This window comes from Caballeronia sp. LZ008, from assembly GCF_031451435.1.
GTDB classification, from domain to species: domain Bacteria; phylum Pseudomonadota; class Gammaproteobacteria; order Burkholderiales; family Burkholderiaceae; genus Caballeronia; species Caballeronia zhejiangensis.
The window spans coordinates 1,388,227-1,405,397 of the sequence record NZ_JARUXK010000004.1 but is presented as its reverse complement, the minus strand read 5'-3'; the positions used below and the strand labels follow the sequence as shown (position 1 = coordinate 1,405,397).

Below are 17,171 nucleotides of genomic sequence, written 5' to 3'. Positions count from 1 at the left end.
ATGCCTGAAGAACTAAGTCTTGAAGGTAAGACCCTGCTATTGGTCGACGGTTCTAGTTACTTGTACCGGGCCTACCATGCAATGCCGGACTTGCGAGGCCCCGACGGCGGGCCCACCGGCGCTCTGTATGGAATGATCAACATGCTGCGGCGCTTGCGGCGCGAAATCAATGCAGAGTATAGCGCGTGCGTATTTGATGCCAAAGGCAAGACTTTCCGCGACGACTGGTACGCCGACTACAAGGCCAACCGCCCTTCGATGCCCGAAGACCTCGCGAAGCAGATCGAGCCGATCCACGTCGCCGTGCGCGCGCTCGGCTGGCCGCTCGTGATGATCGAGCGCGTCGAGGCGGACGACGTCATCGGCACGCTCGCGGTCGAAGCCGAAAAGCGCGGCATGAAGGTGATCGTGTCGACGGGCGACAAGGATCTGGCTCAACTCGTGACGGATCATGTCACCCTCATCAATACGATGACCAACGAAACGCTCGACCGCGCCGGCGTGCTCACGAAGTTCGGCGTGCCACCGGAGCGCATCGTCGACTATCTGTCGCTCATCGGCGATACCGTCGACAACGTGCCGGGGGTCGAAAAATGCGGTCCCAAGACAGCGATCAAATGGCTCACGCAATACGAAACCCTTGATGGCATCGTAGAGCATGCGAACGAGATCAAGGGTGCGGTAGGAGACAATCTGCGCAAGGCTCTGGACTTCCTGCCGATGGCGCGAAAGCTCGTTACCGTGCACACGGAGTGCGACCTCACATCGCAAATCGAATCGATCGATGCGACGCTTCAATCGCGTCCCGAGTCGCGCGACGAACTGCGCGACGTGTTCCTGCGTCACGGCTTCAAGACGTGGCTGCGCGAAGTCGAAATCGCCGATGCCGTCGAAGGCCCGACCGATACGCCGCCCGCCGAAGTCACCGAAATCGTGCATCACTACGAGACGGTGCAGACATGGGAGCAGTTCGATGCGTGGCTCGAGCGCATCAATGAAGCGGAGCTCACATCGTTCGATAGCGAAACCACGTCGCTCGATCCGATGACCGCGCAGATCGTCGGCATGTCGTTCTCTGTCGAGCCGGGGCATGCGGCGTACATTCCGGTCGCGCATCGCGGGCCGGACGCGCCCGAGCAACTGCCGCGCGACGAAGTGCTCGCGAAACTCAAGCCGTGGCTCGAAGATGCATCGAAGAAAAAGGTCGGCCAGCATCTGAAGTACGACGAGCAGGTGCTCGCCAATTACGGCATCGAAATGCGCGGCGTCGAGCACGACACGCTGCTGCAATCGTACGTGCTGGAATCGCATCGTCCGCACGACATGGACAACCTCGCGTTGCGTCATCTCGGCGTGAAGACGATCAAGTACGAAGACGTCGCGGGCAAGGGCGCATCGCAGATCGGCTTCGATGAAGTGCCGCTCGACAAAGCCTCCGCGTATGCGGCCGAAGACGCCGATATCACGTTGCGTCTGCATCAGGCGCTCTATCCGCAAGTGGCGCAGGAGGAAGGCTTGTTGCGCGTGTATCGCGACATCGAAATGCCGACTTCGCGCGTGCTGCGCAAGATGGAACGAAACGGAGTCCTGATCGATCGCGAACGGCTCGAAGCGCAGAGCAACGAGATTGCGAAGCGGCTCATCGATTTGCAGGCGCAGGCGTACGAATTCGCGGGCGGCGAGTTCAATCTCGGCTCGCCGAAGCAAATCGGCCAGATCTTCTTCGAGAAGCTGCAATTGCCGGTCGTGAAGAAAACGCCGAGCGGCGCGCCTTCCACCGATGAAGAAGTGCTGCAGAAGCTCGCCGAAGACTATCCGCTGCCGAAGGTGCTGCTCGAGCATCGCGGGCTGTCCAAGCTCAAGTCCACTTACACGGACAAGCTGCCGCGCATGGTCAACGCATCGACGGGACGCGTGCATACGAACTATGCGCAGGCCGTCGCGGTGACGGGGCGTTTGTCGTCGAACGAGCCGAACTTGCAGAACATTCCGGTGCGAACGGGCGAAGGGCGGCGCATTCGCGAAGCGTTCATCGCATCGCCGGGCTGCCAGATCGTATCGGCGGATTACTCGCAGATCGAGCTGCGCATCATGGCGCACATTTCCGGCGACGAATCGCTGATGCGCGCGTTCAGGGAAGGCGAAGACGTGCACCGCGCGACGGCGTCGGAAGTGTTCGGCGTCACGCCGCTCGAAGTCGACAACGATCAGCGCCGCATCGCGAAGGTCATCAACTTCGGCCTGATCTATGGCATGAGCTCGTTCGGGCTCGCGTCGAATCTCGGCATCACACGCGATGCGGCGAAGCTTTATATCGACCGCTATTTCGCGCGTTATCCCGGCGTTGCCGCGTACATGGAAAATACGCGCGTGATCGCGAAGGCGAACGGCTTCGTCGAAACTGTGTTCGGCCGGCGTCTGTGGCTGCCCGAGATCAATGGCGGCAGCGGGCCGCGCCGTCAGGCGGCGGAGCGCGCGGCGATCAACGCGCCGATGCAGGGCACCGCCGCCGATCTCATCAAGCTCTCGATGATCGCGGTGCAGGACTGGCTCGAAGCGTCGGGCATCGGCGCGAAGATGATCATGCAGGTGCACGACGAACTCGTGCTCGAAGTGCCCGAAGAGGCGCTGCCCGAGGTCAGGAAGCGCTTACCTGAACTGATGTGCGGCGTCGCGAAGCTGAAAGTGCCGCTCGTCGCGGAAGTGGGCGTCGGCACCAACTGGGAAGAAGCGCACTGAAATTCCCGGTGCAAGGACATATGCGCGGATGTCGCATATGTCCGACATGTTGGTGACTCGCTTGTGACTGTCACCGAAGCTCCGCACAATGTTTCAATCGAGGAAGATAAGCACGAAGGCCGATCGAATATAAAAGCACAGGGAGAGTTCCATGCATCGCTTCATCATCATCGGCGGAGGCGCAGGCGGCCTCGAACTCGCAACTCGTCTCGGCGACCGTTTCGGCTCGACGGATTCCAAAACGCCGCCGAAAGCGCAAGTCACGCTCGTCGACCGCAACCCGACGCATATTTGGAAACCGCTCCTGCATGAAGTCGCGGCGGGCAGCATGGATCCCTTCACGCAGGAACTCGAATACGCGGCACAAGCCCTGTGGCACGGCTTCGAGTTTCAGCAGGGCGAACTCGTCGGACTGAATCGGGCGGCGAGGCGCATCACGATCGGCGCGTTGCGCGACGAAGAAGCCGGCGAACTGCTGCCCGAGCGCGAGTTGGAGTACGACACGCTCGTCATCGCGATCGGCAGCACGACGCATTTCTTCGGCGTCGAAGGCGCGCAGCAGAATTCGATCGCGCTCGATACCGTCGGTCAGGCGGAGCTCTTCCGCAAGCGCCTGATCGCGGCCTGCATGCGCGCGGAGCATTTCGCACCGGAACCCGTCGCGGCGGGCGTGGACGAAGTCGACGAAGAGCCCGGCGTCGATCCCGTGCCGCGCATTCAGGTGGCGATCGTCGGCGCGGGCGCGACGGGCGTCGAATTATCGGCGGAATTGCGCAATACCGCGCAAGTGCTTTCCGCATACGGCTTGCACAAGCTCGATCCGAAGCACGATATCGGCATCGTGCTGATCGAGGCCGGGCCACGCATTCTGCCCGCATTGCAGGAACGCGTGTCCAGCGCGACGGCGGAACTGCTGACCAAGCTCGGCGTAAAGCTGATGACGGGCGAAACCGTCGCGCAGGTCTCGCGCGACACGATCCGCACGGCGAGCGGCAAGACGATTCGCGCGGATCTCACAGTCTGGGCGGCGGGCATCAAGGCGCCCGCGATTCTCAACAATCTCGACGGACTTCCGACCAATCGTCTCGGCCAGCTCGTCGTGCGTCGCACGCTGCAAACCGAAACCGACGAGAACGTCTTCGCGCTCGGCGATTGCGCCGCGTGTCCGTGGCCCGGCAACGAGCGCAACGTTCCGCCGCGCGCGCAGGCCGCGCATCAGCAGGCGAGCTTCCTTTTCAAGTTGTTTGAGCGGATGTTGCAGGGCAAGCCGTTGCCCGAGTACACGTATCGCGATTTCGGCTCGCTGGTGTCGCTCGGCCATTACAGCGCGGTCGGCAATCTGATGGGCGGGTTGATCGGCGGCAACATGCTGATCGAAGGCCTCTTCGCGCGCTTCATGTACATGTCGCTGTATCGCCTGCATGTGGCCGCGCTGCACGGCTATGCGCGCATGGTGCTCGATACTGTCGCGCACTGGCTGCGCCGTTCCACCGCCCCGCGTGTCAAGCTGCACTGACGGAATAGATCCGCTGCGCCGTTCGTTTAAAGCTGTTTAGAATGAGCGGCGCGCTTAATGCATAACGCGCGTTCATCGTCGTGCAGCGCCGCGCGTCGTGACGCCTTGATCGCGTCGCGCGGATTTCAACGATCCTCGCCGTCGCGCGATCGAGTACGCGCCGCGACGGCATTGCCGCGGGAGCTTCGTATGCTAGACCCTGAAGTCGACAGCCTCATTCCGCACGTCCCGTTCAACCGACGCAATTTCATCAAGGCGACCTTCGGCACCGGCTTCGCGGCCGCCGTGCTGCCGGTGTCCGCGCAAACCGTTCACACCGACAGCGATGGGCTGGAAGCCGGCGCCATCGGCATACGCGGCGCGGATGGCACGCTCGTGCCGGCGTACCGCGCGCAGCCCAAAGGCAAGACGCATTTGCCGGTCATCATCGTGATTCACGAGATTTTCGGCGTGCACGAGCATATCGCCGACGTCTGCCGGCGCTTCGCCAAGCAGGGTTATCTCGCCATCGCGCCGGATCTCTACACGCGTCAGGGCGATGCATCGGCCTACAAGTCGATGCAGCAGCTCAACGAACAACTCGTGTCGAAAGTGCCCGATGCACAAGTGATCTCCGACATCGATCAGACGGTCAAATGGGCGGGCGAGCATGGCGGCGATCCGAAGCGCGTCGGCATTACCGGGTTTTGCTGGGGCGGGCGCATCACCTGGCTCTATGCCGAGCACAATCCCAATGTGAAGGCGGCCGTGGCGTGGTACGGACGGCTCGTCGGCAACAAGACCGAGAACACGCCGGCCAATCCGATCGACCTCGCGAGCCAGCTCAAAGTGCCGGTGCTCGGCCTATATGGCCGGCAGGATCAGAGCATCCCGCAGGATACGATCGAGCAGATGAAACAGGCGCTCGCGAACGACCCGCCGCCCGCGAAAGACTCGCAGTTCGTCGTGTACGACGACGCGCCGCATGCGTTCTTCGCGGATTATCGGCCGAGCTATCGCAAAGCCGACGCCGAGGACGGATGGAAGCGCGCGCTCGCGTGGTTCCGCGAGCACGGCGTCAAATAACGGCGTTCACGGATTCGGGCCGGTCGCGACGGGCCGGCCCGGATCGGCGCTCCACTCGCTCCACGAGCCGGGATAGAGCGCCGCGCCGTGCAGGCCGGCGATCTCCATCGCGAGCGCGTTATGGCATGCCGTCACGCCCGAGCCGCATTGCAGGACGACGCGGTCCGCCGGCGTCGTGCCGACGAGCGAACCGAACGCCTCGCGCAGTTCGTGCGCGGTCTTGAAGCGGCCTTCCGCCGTCAGATTGTTCTTGAAAAAGTGATTCAGCGCGCCGGGAATGTGCCCGCCGACAGGATCGATCGTCTCATTCTCGCCGCGGTAACGATCGGCGGCGCGCGCATCGATCAGCAGATGATCGCGCGTGCCGATGCTGCGCTCGATCGCCGGGGCGTCGATCGTCACCTGAAGCGGCGCGCCGGCCTTGAACGTGCCCTGCCTCTTCGGCGGCACGGCGGTATCGAGCGGATTGCCCGCGGCTTCCCAGGCCTGCAGGCCGCCGTCGAGCAACGCGACGGAATCGTGCCCGAGCCAGCGCAGCAGCCACCAGAGACGCGCGGCGTACATGCCGCCGTGGGCATCGTACGCGACTACTTGCTGGCCCTCGTTCAGGCCGAAGCTGGCCAGTTTGGCGACGAGCGCGGCGCGCTCCGGAAGCGGATGACGCCCGTTCGTGCCCGTCTTGACGCCGGACAGATCTCGATCCAGATGAAGATAGTGCGCGCCGGGAATATGCCCTTGCGCATAGGCCGCTTCGCCGGATTCGGGCGCGGCCAGATCGAAGCGGCAATCGAAGACGAGCATGCTGCCGGGCGCGGCGGCGAGCCGTTCGGCGAGATTCGCCGCCGAGATGAGCGTGGTGTAGTGGGTGTGCGGCATGACGGCTCCTGTGCGTCGCTCATGTGCGAGACTTGAACCGTTAGTCTAAACAAAAAGGCGGGCCTGAAAGCCCGCCTTTTCGTAACTCTGGCCGAACGGCCTATATCAGATCGCGCCGAGCTGATGCCGCAAGAACTCGTGGAAGTGCTGCATGCCGGATTCCATCGGGCTCTGATACGGCCCGACCTGATTCTCGCCGCGCGACATCAGCGCGCGCCGGCCCGCGTCCATGCGCTCGCCGATTTCGTCGTCCTCACGCGCGGTTTCCATATACGCAGCGCGCTCGGCCTCAATGAACTCACGCTCAAAAAGCGCGATTTCCTCGGGGTAATAGAACTCGACGATGTTCGTCGTCTTCTGCGTGCCTTGTGGAATCAGCCACGACACGACCAGCACATGCGGATACCACTCGATCATCAGACCGGGGTAATACACCATCCAGATCGCACCGAACTCGGGCGGCGCGCCGTTGCGAAAGCGCAGGACTTCGTCGTGCCACTTGCGATACGTCGGGCTGCCCGGCTTTTCCAAGTTCTTGTGGACGCCCACGGTCTGGACGCTGTACCAGTCGCCGAATTCCCACTCGAGGTTGTCGCACGACACGAAGCTGCCGAGTCCCGGATGGAACGGCGCGACGTGATAGTCCTCGAGATAGACTTCGATGAACGTCTTCCAGTTGTAATTGCACTCGTGCACTTCGACGTGATCGAACATGAAGCCCGAGAAGTCGAAGTGCTTTGCGGTGCCAAGCCGCGCGAGATCCGCGGCGACGTTGCGGCCCTCCGATTCGAAGAGCAGGCCTTGCCAGTTCTGCAGCGAAGTCTTGCCGAGGTTCAGGCAAGGCTTGTCCGCGAAATGCGGCGCGCCGAGCAGTTGACCGTTGAGATCGTAGGTCCAGCGATGCAGCGGGCAGACGATGTTGTCCGCGCTGCCGCGGCCATTGAGCATGATTGCCTGGCGATGGCGGCACACGTTGGACAGCAGTTCGATATTGTTCTGCTGATTGCGGACGAGCACGCGCCCTTCGCCTTCGCCCGGAAGCGCGAAATAGTTGCCCGCTTCGGGAACCATGAGTTCGTGCCCGACGTAGCGTGGACCTTGCTTGAAAAGTGTGTCGAGTTCGCGCGTAAGAAGCGCTTCGTCAAAGTAAGCCGTGACTGGCAGCTGACTGTGAATGGCGTTCAGCTGCAATGCATTGCTCAGATTGGACATTCCCACTCCCGTTAAGACGTGAAAGCAGTGAACAACCCAACCATCGAAGATTCGATTTAGGGAGCCCGCGATTATACCGAAATCCGCATCCTTGGGGTGCTTAAGGTCTTGATTTGGGTATAAATTGTCGCGAGAGTTCCTCGCAATCGTTGCGCCCGCGCGCTTGAATCGCACGTTCCTTCCCGATTGGCGGAGAATCCGGCAAAGCAATCTCGACGGTCCCGCGTGGACGGGATGCGGGTCGAAAATTTGGCTTTTGCCGTAGAATGTGCGACTTGGTTCCAAAAATTCAATTGCACATCCACGATTCATGGCGAAGACCGCTGTCCAGGAAACAGGCGAGCAAGCCGGCGCAAGCGCACAGAGCGCGGACGCCGCCCCGCTTCCCGAGAATTACGAGGCGGCGCTGGCAGAACTCGAATCGCTCGTCGCGCGCATGGAAGAGGGCGCGCTGAGCCTCGAGGAATCGCTTGCGGCATACCGCCGCGGCGCAGCGCTTGTCGGCTTTTGCCAACAGCAACTCGAAAAAGTTGAGCAGCAGGTACGCGTTCTCGATGGCGAGACGCTCAAACCGTTGCCCGCCGAGGTGCAGCGCGCCACGCAGGGTGCCGGAGCGACGAACGACGACGGGGACGACGACCTATGACCTTCGAACAATGGATGCGCGCGACGCTCGATCGCGTCGAGACGGCGCTGGAACACTATCTTCCGGGCACGGACGTCGCGCCGGCGCGCCTGCACGAAGCCATGCGCTACGCGGTGCTGGGCGGCGGCAAGCGCGTGCGGCCCCTGCTCGTCCACGCGGCGGGCGAGCTGACCGGCGCGAGCGCGCAGGCCGTCGAAGCGGCGAGCGCGGCACTCGAGATGATCCACGTCTATTCGCTGGTGCATGACGATATGCCCGCCATGGATGACGACGCGTTGCGTCGCGGCAAGCCTACCGTACACATCCAATATGACGAAGCGACGGCACTGCTCGTCGGTGACGCGCTGCAATCGCAGGCGTTCGTCGCATTGACGGCGGAAGGCAACGGTTTGAGCGATGCCCAGCAAGCCGCGCTCGTGCGCGAGCTGGCGGTCGCGAGCGGCTCGCTCGGCATGGCGGGCGGTCAGGCGATCGACCTGGAAAGCGTCGGCCGCAAGCTGTCGCGCCCCGAGCTCGAGACGATGCATCGCAAGAAAACAGGTGCGCTGCTGCGCGCATCGGTCCGCATGGGCGCGCTCGCGGGCACGCATCCGGGCGCGGAAGCGCTGACGTCGCTGGATCGGTATGCGGCAGCGATCGGTCTCGCATTCCAGGTCGTCGACGACATCCTGGACGTCACCGCCGATTCCGCCACGCTCGGCAAGACCGCCGGCAAGGACGCGCAGCACGACAAGCCCACTTACGTATCGATCATCGGGCTCGATGCGTCGCGCGAACTCGCTGCGCAACTGGGCCGCGACGCGGACGCCGCGATCGAGCCGTTCGGCGCGCGCGGCCAGCGTCTCGCCGAGCTTGCCGACCTGGTCGTGAACCGGGTGAATTGATTGTTGAACGCGTGACGAACCCCACGGTGCGAAGAAAGAAACAATCGCACCGAACGAATCACGCCAGTTTTCCTAAAATGGGACGACGATGTACGACTTGCTGAAAACCATCGACGATCCGGCCGATCTCCGCGCCCTCGATCGCCGCCAATTGCAACCGCTGGCCGACGAGCTGCGAGCCTACGTGCTCGATAGCGTGTCCCAGACGGGCGGCCATCTGTCGTCCAATCTGGGCACGGTGGAGCTGACCATCGCGTTGCACTATGTGTTCGATACGCCTAATGACCGCATCGTCTGGGACGTCGGTCATCAGACGTATCCGCACAAGATCCTGACCGGCCGCCGCGATCAGATGCCGGGGCTGCGCCAGCTCGGCGGCATCTCCGGTTTCCCGCGCCGCGCCGAATCCGAATACGACACCTTCGGCACCGCGCATTCGAGCACGTCGATTTCGGCTGCGCTCGGCATGGCGATCGCCAACAAGCTGCAGGGCGACAACCGCTTTTCGATCGCCGTGATCGGCGACGGCGCGATGACCGCGGGCATGGCCTTCGAAGCGATGAACAACGCGGGCGTCGCCGACGACGTGCCGCTGCTCGTCATCCTCAACGACAACGACATGTCGATTTCGCCGCCGGTCGGCGCGTTGAATCGCCATCTCGCGCGTCTGATGTCGGGCCGTTTCTACGCCGCCGCGCGCGCGGGCGTCGAACGCGTGCTGCGCCATGCGCCGCCCGTGCTCGATCTCGCGCGCAAGCTCGAAGAGCACGCGAAGGGCATGATCGTCCCGGCCACGCTATTCGAGGAGTTCGGCTTCAACTACATCGGCCCGATCGACGGTCACGATCTCGATTCGCTGATCCCGACGCTGCAGAACATCAAGGAACTGCGCGGCCCGCAATTCCTGCACGTCGTCACCAAGAAAGGCCAGGGCTACAAGCTCGCCGAAGCCGATCCGGTGCTGTATCACGGTCCGGGCAAGTTCAATCCGGCTGAAGGCATCAAGCCGTCGACGGCGCCATCGAAGAAGACTTACACGCAGGTGTTCGGCGAATGGCTGTGCGACGCCGCAGCGCAAGACTCGCGCGTGGTCGGCATCACGCCGGCGATGCGCGAAGGCTCCGGCATGGTCGAGTTCGAGAAGCGCTTCCCGGACCGCTATTTCGATGTCGGCATCGCCGAACAGCACGCGGTGACCTTCGCGGGCGGCCTGGCCGCGGACGGCATGAAGCCGGTCGTCGCCATCTATTCGACCTTCCTGCAACGCGCGTATGACCAACTGATCCACGACGTCGCGCTGCAGAATCTGCCAGTCGTGTTCGCGATCGATCGCGCGGGCCTCGTCGGCGCGGACGGCGCGACGCACGCGGGCAACTACGATCTCGCGTTCCTGCGCTGCATCCCGAACATGACGGTGATGGCCGCGTCGGACGAAAACGAGTGCCGCCAGATGCTCTACACGGCGCTGCAGCAGCCGAACCCGACGGCCGTGCGCTATCCGCGCGGCGCGGGCACCGGCGTGGCGACGGTCAAGCAGATGACCGCGATTCCGGTCGGCAAGGGCGAGATTCGCCGCGAGTCGTCGCAAAAGCTGGGCTCGGGCAAGCGCATCGCGATTTGCGCGTTCGGCACGATGGTCGCGCCGTCGCTCGCCGCCGCCGAGGAACTGGATTTGACCGTCGCCAACATGCGCTTCGTGAAACCGGTCGACGCCGATCTGCTGCGCGAACTCGCCGCCACGCACGACGCGATCGTCACGATCGAAGAAGGCACGATCATGGGCGGCGCGGGTTCCGCGTGCGTCGAAGCGCTGCTTGCAAGCTCCATCGTAAAGCCCGTGCTGCAACTCGGCTTGCCGGACGTGTTCATCGATCACGGCGATCCGGCCAAGCTGCTGTCGAGCGTCGGACTGGACGCGGCTGGCATCGCCAAGTCGATTCGCGAGCGCTTTATCGACGCAATCGAAAGCGCCAACGCAGGGAAGCTGACGAAGCGCGTCGCCTGACGACGCCTCGCTCGAACGGCGCGCTCGGGGTGCGCCGTGCATCAACGCTTTGGCACACGGCGCGGGCATCGTCCCGCGCCGTGTGCGCTTGAACGTATCGACCCGCTCGCGTCTTGCGCGACGCGCGGCGCATAAGGACAAAACAAATGAATCAGATGAATCCCGCCTTCGTGATGCCCGACGTCCAGAGCACGCCCGACACGCGTCAGATCGCGATTCAGCGCGTCGGCGTCAAGGGCGTGCGCTATCCGCTGACGGTGCTGACGGAAGACGGGCTGAAGCCGACCGTCGGCGTATGGAACCTCGACGTGCATCTGCCCGCGGAACAGAAGGGCACGCACATGTCGCGTTTCGTCGCGTTGCTGGAAGAGAACCGGCTGCCGGTCGATCAGCACGCGCTGCGCGGATTGCTCTCGCTGATGCTGGCGAAGCTCGAAGCGCACTCCGGCCGTATCGAAGTGACGATGCCGTACTTCGTCATGAAGACCGCGCCGGTCTCGGGCGTGAAGAGCTTGCTGGACTACGAAGTGACGTTTATCGCCGAGCGGCGTGACGGCGACACGCGCATGTCGATCAAAGTGCTCGTGCCGGTGACGAGCCTGTGCCCGTGCTCGAAGAAGATTTCGCAGTACGGCGCGCACAACCAGCGCTCGCACGTCACGATCGCGGCGGAATTGGCCGACGAGATGCCGGTCGAGGAACTGATCCGCATCGCCGAGGAAGAGGCGTCGTGCGAACTGTGGGGCTTGCTGAAGCGTCCGGACGAGAAGTTCGTCACCGAGCGCGCGTATGAAAATCCGAAGTTCGTCGAGGACCTCGTGCGCGATGTCGCGACGCGCCTGAACGCCGACGCGCGCATCGTCGCCTATACGCTCGAAGCCGAGAACTTCGAGTCGATCCACAATCACAGTGCGTATGCCGTGATCGAGCGCGACAAGCGCCGCGACGCCTGAACGTCTAGGCAAGCGCCGTTTCCGCGGAAACGTGCGCTTCCCGCACCGATTCCACCACGAGCGACGCCAGCCGCTCGACGAGCGGCGAGCCCTTTCCCGACGCGCGATGCAGCGCGAGCGGAATCGACGGCAGCGCGGGCAAACCGCCTTCGCCGCCATCGAGCGGACGAACGGTCGACGGCAGGCCGTAGCTCGTTCGCACCGTCACGCCGAGTCCCGCCGCTGCCGCCGCCCACAGTCCGGACAGGCTCGGGCTCGTGAACGCCACACGCCATTTGATGCCCGCACGGTCGAGCGCCGCCGCCGCCGCGCTGTGGAAGAGACACGGCCGATCGAAAACGATGAGCGGCAAGGGCTCGTCGGCGTCGAAATGCCAGGGAACGGTCGATGACGCGATCCAGCGCATCGGCGGCGCGGCGATCGGCTCGGGCAGATTCGACGCCTGACTTTCATCCGGCACGCCCGCCGCGCCCCACACGAGCGCGAGATCGAGCTGCGCGCCGCCGATGCGCTCCAGCAGTTCCGTATTCCGCGCGACGCGCGCTTCGATCCGCACTTTCGGGTGCGCTCGCGCGAAGCGTCCGAGCACATCGGGCAGCACGACTTCGCCGAAATCTTCCTGCAGACCGAGCCGGATCCAGCCTTCCAGATCGACGCCGCGAACCGCGACTGCGGCTTCGTCGTTCAGCTCGACGAGCCGCCGCGCGTAGTTGAGCATGACCTCGCCGGCATCGGTGAGTGCGAGCCCGCGTCCCGATTTGCGAAACAGCGGTGTGCCCGCCTGTTCTTCCAGCTTGTGAATCTGGGCGCTGACGGCGGACGTCGAACGCCCGACGCGATCGGCTGCTTTCGCGAAACTCCCGAGGTCCACGCCCGCGACGAAGCTGCGCAACACCGCGAGGTCGAAGGTTGTCTGGCTCATGATGACAGTCCCGATTTGATGAACGGTCCGTCGCAAACTTTGCGATTTTCAGGATGATGTTAAGCGTTCAAACTGGCCCCAGTCAACTTTTCGATGGACTGCGACATGGCCATTTCTCTCGCTTTGAACACCAAAACCGCACTCGGCGATGGACACCGCTGGAAAGTGCTCGGCGTGGGCGTCGCGGCGAACGCGAGCGTGTCGGCGGCGGCGACGGGCTTTCCGACGACCGCCGTCTGGATTCGCGGCGCCTATCATCTGAGCAACGGGCAACTGGGCGTCGTGCTGGGCGCCCTAGGCTTGGGCGTCGCGCTGTCCGAATTGCCTTGGGGCGTTCTCACCGACAAGTGGGGTGACCGTCCCGTCCTGCTGACCGGTCTCTTTTCGACGGCCGCGGTGCTCGTCGCGATGACTTTGTTCGCGACGCCCGCGACGGCGAGCTTCGGCTGGCTCGTCTTCGCGATGTGCGCGCTGGGACTGCTCGGCGGCAGCGTCAACGGGTCGAGCGGACGCGCGGTGATGGCGTGGTTCGGCGAAGGCGAGCGCGGCCTCGCGATGAGCATTCGCCAGACGGCTGTGCCGCTCGGCGGCGGCATCGGCGCGGCGTTGCTGCCGTGGCTCGCGTCGTCGCATGGTTTCGGGGCGGTATTCGGCGCGCTGGCCGCGATGTGCGCGCTGTCCGGCATTTTCGCCTGGCGCTGGCTTCACGAGCCGGCTGAAGCCGTTCATCGGGCGATTCGGAGCGCAGGCGCCGCGCCGCTGAAAAACGCGCTGGTCTGGCGCGTCGTGCTGGGCATCGGCATCTTGTGCGTGCCGCAGTTCGCGGTGCTGAGTTTCGCGACGATCTTCATGCACGACGCCGCGCACTTCGGCCTGACCGCGATCAGCACGACGATGGCCACGCTCCAGATCGGTGCGATCGCGATGCGCGTCTGCAGCGGCCGCCACACCGACCGGCACCGCAACCGCCGCACGTACCTGCGCGTATCGACGATCGTCGCGTGCGCGTCGTTCGTCGTGCTCGGTATCGCGACGGCGCTGGGCGCGGTCCATTGGCCCGTTTTGCTCGCGGCGATGCTGATTCTCGCGGGCGTCTGCGTGTCGGCATGGCACGGCGTCGCGTACACGGAACTGGCGACGCTCGCGGGCACCGAACGCGCGGGCACCGCGCTCGGCATGGCGAACACGGCGGTCTTCGTCGGCTTTTTCGTGACGCCGCTCGCCATTCCGCACGTGCTCGCGATCGGTTCCTGGCCGATGGTCTGGCTCGGGGCGGGCGTGTGCGCGTCGCTCGCGTGGCCGTTGTTTCCGAGGCCCGCGCGCGCTTAAACTGGCCGTCCACGTCATCACCACCACGCGGAGCGCATCTTGATTCTCATCGGCCAATACGATTCCCCGTTCGTGCGGCGCGTCGGCATCGCGCTGAAGCTCTACGACATGGCGTTCGAGCATCGCCCGTGGTCGGTGTTCGGCGACGCCGACAAGATCGCGCCGTACAACCCGCTGTGCCGCGTGCCGACGCTCGTGCTCGATTCCGGCGATACGCTCATCGAAAGCACGATGATCCTCGACTATCTCGACGCAGAGGCGGGCGATGCGCGCGCTTTGATTCCATCGGGCGGGCCGGAGCGACGTCAGGCGCTGAAGGTCTGCGCGCTCGCGACCGGTCTCGCCGACAAGGCCGTCGCGCTCGTCTACGAACGCGTGCTGCACAAGGAGAAATCGCAGGCGTGGCTCGATCGCTGCACGGGGCAGGTCGAGCGTGTGTTGAATGCGCTGGAAGCGGACCGCGCTGCGCGCGCGACGCCTTACTGGTTCGGCGATGCAATCGGCCACGCCGATATCGCCGTGGCCTGCGCGCTGCGCTTCGCGCGCGAGGCGCATCCGGAAATTTTCAGCTCGACGCGCTGGCCGACGCTCATCGGCCATAGCGATCGCTGCGAAACGCTGCCCGTCTTCAAGGCGATCGTGCAGCCGTTCAATCCGCCTCGATAAAGTGGCTCAGGCGCGCGCGAGCGACGTGAGATCCCAGCGCGGCTTCACGGTGAACGCGTAGTCGCGCAGGGCCTGCTCCGGCCAGCGCGACAGGCGCAGCGCGCCCGCGAGCGCGATCATCGCGCCGTTGTCTGTGCATAGCGACAGGTCGGGGTAATGCACGTCGAAGCGGCGCTTTTTCGCCGCCGCCGACAGCGCCTCGCGCAACTGCCGGTTCGCGCCGACGCCGCCCGCCACGACGAGCCGCTTCAACCCCGTTTTCTTCAGCGCGGCGAGCGATTTAGCGACGAGCACGTCCACGGCCGCATCGACGAAACCGCGCGCGAGATCGGCCTTGGCCTGCTCGCAGACGTTGTTGCCGAGCTTGCGGCTGTGCGTGAGCACGGCGGTTTTCAGGCCGCTGAAGCTGAAATCGAGATCGCCGGAATGGAGCATCGGGCGCGGCAGCGCGACCGCGCCGGGCGTGCCGAATTCCGCGAGCCGCGACACTTCCGGCCCGCCCGGATAGCCGAGGCCGAGCAGCTTCGCGGTCTTGTCGAAGGCTTCGCCGGCGGCGTCGTCGAGTGTTTCGCCGAGCGTCTCGTAGACGCCGACATCGGTCACGCGCATCAACTGCGTGTGTCCGCCGGACACGAGCAGCGCGACGAACGGAAAGGGCGGCGGCGCGTCGACGAGCAGCGGCGACAGCAAATGCCCTTCCAGATGATGGATGCCGACGGTCGGCTTGTCCCACGCCATCGCCAGCGCATTCGCGATGCTCGCGCCGACGAGCAGCGCCCCCGCGAGCCCCGGCCCTTGCGTGAACGCGATGGCGTCGATGTCGCCGCGCTGTGCGCCGGACTTGTCGAGCACTTCCTCCAGCAGCGGCAGCGCGCGGCGGATGTGATCGCGCGAAGCCAGTTCGGGCACGACGCCGCCGTAATCGCGATGCATCGCGATCTGCGAATGAAGGGCGTGCGAAAGCAGGCCGCGCTCGGTGTCGTAGAGTGCGAGGCCGGTTTCGTCGCAGGAGCTTTCGATGCCTAGAACTAGCATGGATTCAATGCGTTAGAGGAACAGAAAAGTATAGCAGCGGGCGTGATCGAGCGTGTCGAAGGTAAAATGCGCGCCATGGAATCCTTCGATATCGCCGTCATCGGCGCGGGCGCGGCCGGCATGATGTGCGCGGCCGTGGCCGCTCAATCCGGACGCCGCGTCGTCCTTCTCGACCACGCAGAGCGTCTCGCCGAAAAAATCCGCATCTCCGGCGGCGGGCGCTGCAACTTCACGAACATCAACGCGCAGCCTGCCAATTTTCTGTCGGCGAATCCGCATTTTTGCCGCTCCGCGCTCGCCCGCTACACGCCGCGCGATTTTCTCGCGCTGCTCAAGCAATACCGCGTGAAGTGGCACGAGAAGCACAAGGGCCAGCTCTTCTGCGACGACTCCAGCGAGACCATCATCGACGTGCTCAAAAGCGAGTGCGATGCCGGTCGCGTCGCGTGGCGGCGTCCGGTCGCCGTGCATGAGGTCCGTCACGACGGCGCGCGTTTCGCGCTCGATACGAACGCGGGCGCGATCGTCGCGGCGGCGCTCGTGATCGCGACCGGTGGCCTGTCGATTCCGAAGATCGGCGCGACGGATTTCGGCTATCGCGTCGCCAAGCAGTTCGGCCACAAGCTCGTCGATACGCGTCCCGCGCTCGTGCCGCTCACGTTCACGTCCGCCGACTGGGCGCCGTTCGCGCAGCTGTCGGGGCTTTCGCTGCCGGTTCGCATCAGCACGGGCAATGGCAAGACGCGCGGCGAATTCGACGAAGACTTGCTGCTCACGCATCGCGGCGTGTCAGGGCCGGGCGTGCTGCAGATTTCGAGCTACTGGAACACGTCGGAGCCGATTCACGTCGATCTGCTTCCCGACCTCGATCCGACCGCCATGCTGATCGAAGCCAAAGCCGGCTCGAAAAAGCAGATCGGCAATTTTCTGGCCGAGCACGTTCCCGCGCGTCTCGCGCACGCGTGGCTCGAAGCGCAGCGCGTGCCGGTCGACGCGCGCCTCGCCGATCTGCCGGATCGCACGCTAAAGGCGATCGGCGCATCGCTGTCGGACTGGACGCTCACGCCGAGCGGCACCGAAGGCTATCGCAAGGCGGAAGTCACGCGCGGCGGCGTCGACACGCGCGAGCTTTCATCCGCGACGATGATGAGCGAGCGCGTCGCGGGGCTCTATTTCATCGGCGAGGCGGTCGATGTCACCGGCTGGCTCGGCGGCTATAACTTCCAGTGGGCGTGGGCTTCGGGCGTCGCCGCGGGCAAGGCCGCCGCGGAGTACGCGCGAGACGCGGCGACGACCGCCTGAGGGCGTCCGTCCGGGGGTTTT

The 17,171-nt window shown here is 64.4% G+C and carries 14 protein-coding genes; 10 read left to right on the top strand and 4 right to left on the bottom strand.

Annotation, left to right across the window (positions count from 1 at the left end):
• From polA to QCE49_RS31365, 3 genes are all read left to right on the top strand, one after another.
• Window positions 1–2,739: a DNA polymerase I gene (gene polA / locus QCE49_RS31375; RefSeq protein ID WP_250440402.1), complete on the top strand. Its 2,739-nt coding sequence runs from the start codon at window positions 1–3 to the stop codon at window positions 2,737–2,739.
• Window positions 2,740–2,890: 151 nt separating this feature from the next.
• The gene (locus tag QCE49_RS31370) at window positions 2,891–4,255 is read left to right on the top strand and encodes an NAD(P)/FAD-dependent oxidoreductase (RefSeq protein ID WP_250459087.1); all 1,365 of its coding nucleotides are present in this window, start codon (window positions 2,891–2,893) and stop codon (window positions 4,253–4,255) included.
• A gap of 189 nt (window positions 4,256–4,444) precedes the next feature.
• Window positions 4,445–5,320, top strand: a complete 876-nt coding sequence (locus QCE49_RS31365) for a dienelactone hydrolase family protein (RefSeq protein ID WP_175982507.1) — start codon at window positions 4,445–4,447, stop codon at window positions 5,318–5,320.
• Window positions 5,321–5,326: 6 nt separating this feature from the next.
• Here QCE49_RS31365 and QCE49_RS31360 read toward each other — a convergent pair whose 3' ends face one another.
• Together QCE49_RS31360 and QCE49_RS31355 are read right to left on the bottom strand one after the other, a co-directional pair.
• On the bottom strand, window positions 5,327–6,196 hold the full coding sequence (locus tag QCE49_RS31360) for a sulfurtransferase (RefSeq protein WP_008353971.1): 870 nt from the start codon (window positions 6,194–6,196) through the stop codon (window positions 5,327–5,329).
• A gap of 105 nt (window positions 6,197–6,301) precedes the next feature.
• The gene (locus QCE49_RS31355; protein WP_008353970.1) at window positions 6,302–7,408 is read right to left on the bottom strand and encodes an aromatic ring-hydroxylating dioxygenase subunit alpha; all 1,107 of its coding nucleotides are present in this window, start codon (window positions 7,406–7,408) and stop codon (window positions 6,302–6,304) included.
• 310 nt (window positions 7,409–7,718) lie between these two features.
• On the opposite strand from QCE49_RS31355, the gene QCE49_RS31350 reads away from it, so the two are divergent.
• The 4 genes from QCE49_RS31350 (at window position 7,719) to folE2 (ending at window position 11,896) form a co-directional block, all read left to right on the top strand.
• Window positions 7,719–8,054 (top strand): exodeoxyribonuclease VII small subunit, encoded by a 336-nt coding sequence (locus QCE49_RS31350; protein WP_250459089.1) that lies wholly within the window; start codon window positions 7,719–7,721, stop codon window positions 8,052–8,054.
• Window positions 8,051–8,938: a polyprenyl synthetase family protein gene (locus QCE49_RS31345; protein ID WP_250459090.1), complete on the top strand. Its 888-nt coding sequence runs from the start codon at window positions 8,051–8,053 to the stop codon at window positions 8,936–8,938. The genes QCE49_RS31350 and QCE49_RS31345 overlap by 4 nt, the downstream gene beginning before the upstream one ends.
• Window positions 8,939–9,026: 88 nt before the next feature.
• Entirely contained in the window at window positions 9,027–10,943 is a 1,917-nt protein-coding gene (gene dxs, locus QCE49_RS31340; RefSeq protein ID WP_008353967.1) for a 1-deoxy-D-xylulose-5-phosphate synthase, read from the top strand.
• A 146-nt stretch (window positions 10,944–11,089) separates the two neighbouring features.
• Complete coding sequence (gene folE2, locus QCE49_RS31335) at window positions 11,090–11,896, top strand: GTP cyclohydrolase FolE2 (protein WP_175982504.1); 807 nt, start codon at window positions 11,090–11,092, stop codon at window positions 11,894–11,896.
• 4 nt (window positions 11,897–11,900) lie between these two features.
• Here the strand turns inward: folE2 and QCE49_RS31330 are convergent, their stop codons facing one another.
• Window positions 11,901–12,818 (bottom strand): LysR substrate-binding domain-containing protein, encoded by a 918-nt coding sequence (locus QCE49_RS31330; RefSeq protein WP_175982503.1) that lies wholly within the window; start codon window positions 12,816–12,818, stop codon window positions 11,901–11,903.
• 105 nt (window positions 12,819–12,923) lie between these two features.
• On the opposite strand from QCE49_RS31330, the gene QCE49_RS31325 reads away from it, so the two are divergent.
• Together QCE49_RS31325 and QCE49_RS31320 are read left to right on the top strand one after the other, a co-directional pair.
• Window positions 12,924–14,147 carry an MFS transporter gene (locus QCE49_RS31325; RefSeq protein WP_250459092.1) on the top strand — a complete coding sequence of 408 codons (1,224 nt, stop codon included), beginning with the start codon at window positions 12,924–12,926 and terminating at the stop codon, window positions 14,145–14,147.
• Window positions 14,148–14,186: 39 nt separating this feature from the next.
• The gene (locus QCE49_RS31320) at window positions 14,187–14,813 is read left to right on the top strand and encodes a glutathione S-transferase family protein (RefSeq protein WP_175982501.1); all 627 of its coding nucleotides are present in this window, start codon (window positions 14,187–14,189) and stop codon (window positions 14,811–14,813) included.
• A 6-nt stretch (window positions 14,814–14,819) separates the two neighbouring features.
• Here the strand turns inward: QCE49_RS31320 and tsaD are convergent, their stop codons facing one another.
• Window positions 14,820–15,848, bottom strand: coding sequence for a tRNA (adenosine(37)-N6)-threonylcarbamoyltransferase complex transferase subunit TsaD (gene tsaD, locus QCE49_RS31315; RefSeq protein ID WP_250459095.1), 1,029 nt, complete (start codon window positions 15,846–15,848; stop codon window positions 14,820–14,822).
• Window positions 15,849–15,923: 75 nt separating this feature from the next.
• Here tsaD and QCE49_RS31310 point away from each other — a divergent pair, with 75 nt between their 5' ends.
• A complete protein-coding gene (locus tag QCE49_RS31310; RefSeq protein ID WP_250459097.1) occupies window positions 15,924–17,150 on the top strand; it encodes an NAD(P)/FAD-dependent oxidoreductase in 1,227 nt (408 codons plus the stop codon).
• The last annotated feature ends 21 nt before the right edge of the window (window positions 17,151–17,171 follow it).

Coding starts and splice junctions, on each gene's coding strand:
- tsaD (WP_250459095.1), bottom strand. CDS start 15,848: ATGCTAGTTCTAGGCATCGAAAGCTCCTGCGACGAAACCGGCCTCGCA.
- polA (WP_250440402.1), top strand. CDS start 1: ATGCCTGAAGAACTAAGTCTTGAAGGTAAGACCCTGCTATTGGTCGAC.
- QCE49_RS31330 (WP_175982503.1), bottom strand. CDS start 12,818: ATGAGCCAGACAACCTTCGACCTCGCGGTGTTGCGCAGCTTCGTCGCG.
- QCE49_RS31310 (WP_250459097.1), top strand. CDS start 15,924: ATGGAATCCTTCGATATCGCCGTCATCGGCGCGGGCGCGGCCGGCATG.
- dxs (WP_008353967.1), top strand. CDS start 9,027: ATGTACGACTTGCTGAAAACCATCGACGATCCGGCCGATCTCCGCGCC.
- QCE49_RS31325 (WP_250459092.1), top strand. CDS start 12,924: ATGGCCATTTCTCTCGCTTTGAACACCAAAACCGCACTCGGCGATGGA.
- QCE49_RS31355 (WP_008353970.1), bottom strand. CDS start 7,408: ATGTCCAATCTGAGCAATGCATTGCAGCTGAACGCCATTCACAGTCAG.
- QCE49_RS31345 (WP_250459090.1), top strand. CDS start 8,051: ATGACCTTCGAACAATGGATGCGCGCGACGCTCGATCGCGTCGAGACG.
- QCE49_RS31370 (WP_250459087.1), top strand. CDS start 2,891: ATGCATCGCTTCATCATCATCGGCGGAGGCGCAGGCGGCCTCGAACTC.
- QCE49_RS31350 (WP_250459089.1), top strand. CDS start 7,719: ATGGCGAAGACCGCTGTCCAGGAAACAGGCGAGCAAGCCGGCGCAAGC.
- QCE49_RS31365 (WP_175982507.1), top strand. CDS start 4,445: ATGCTAGACCCTGAAGTCGACAGCCTCATTCCGCACGTCCCGTTCAAC.
- folE2 (WP_175982504.1), top strand. CDS start 11,090: ATGAATCAGATGAATCCCGCCTTCGTGATGCCCGACGTCCAGAGCACG.
- QCE49_RS31360 (WP_008353971.1), bottom strand. CDS start 6,196: ATGCCGCACACCCACTACACCACGCTCATCTCGGCGGCGAATCTCGCC.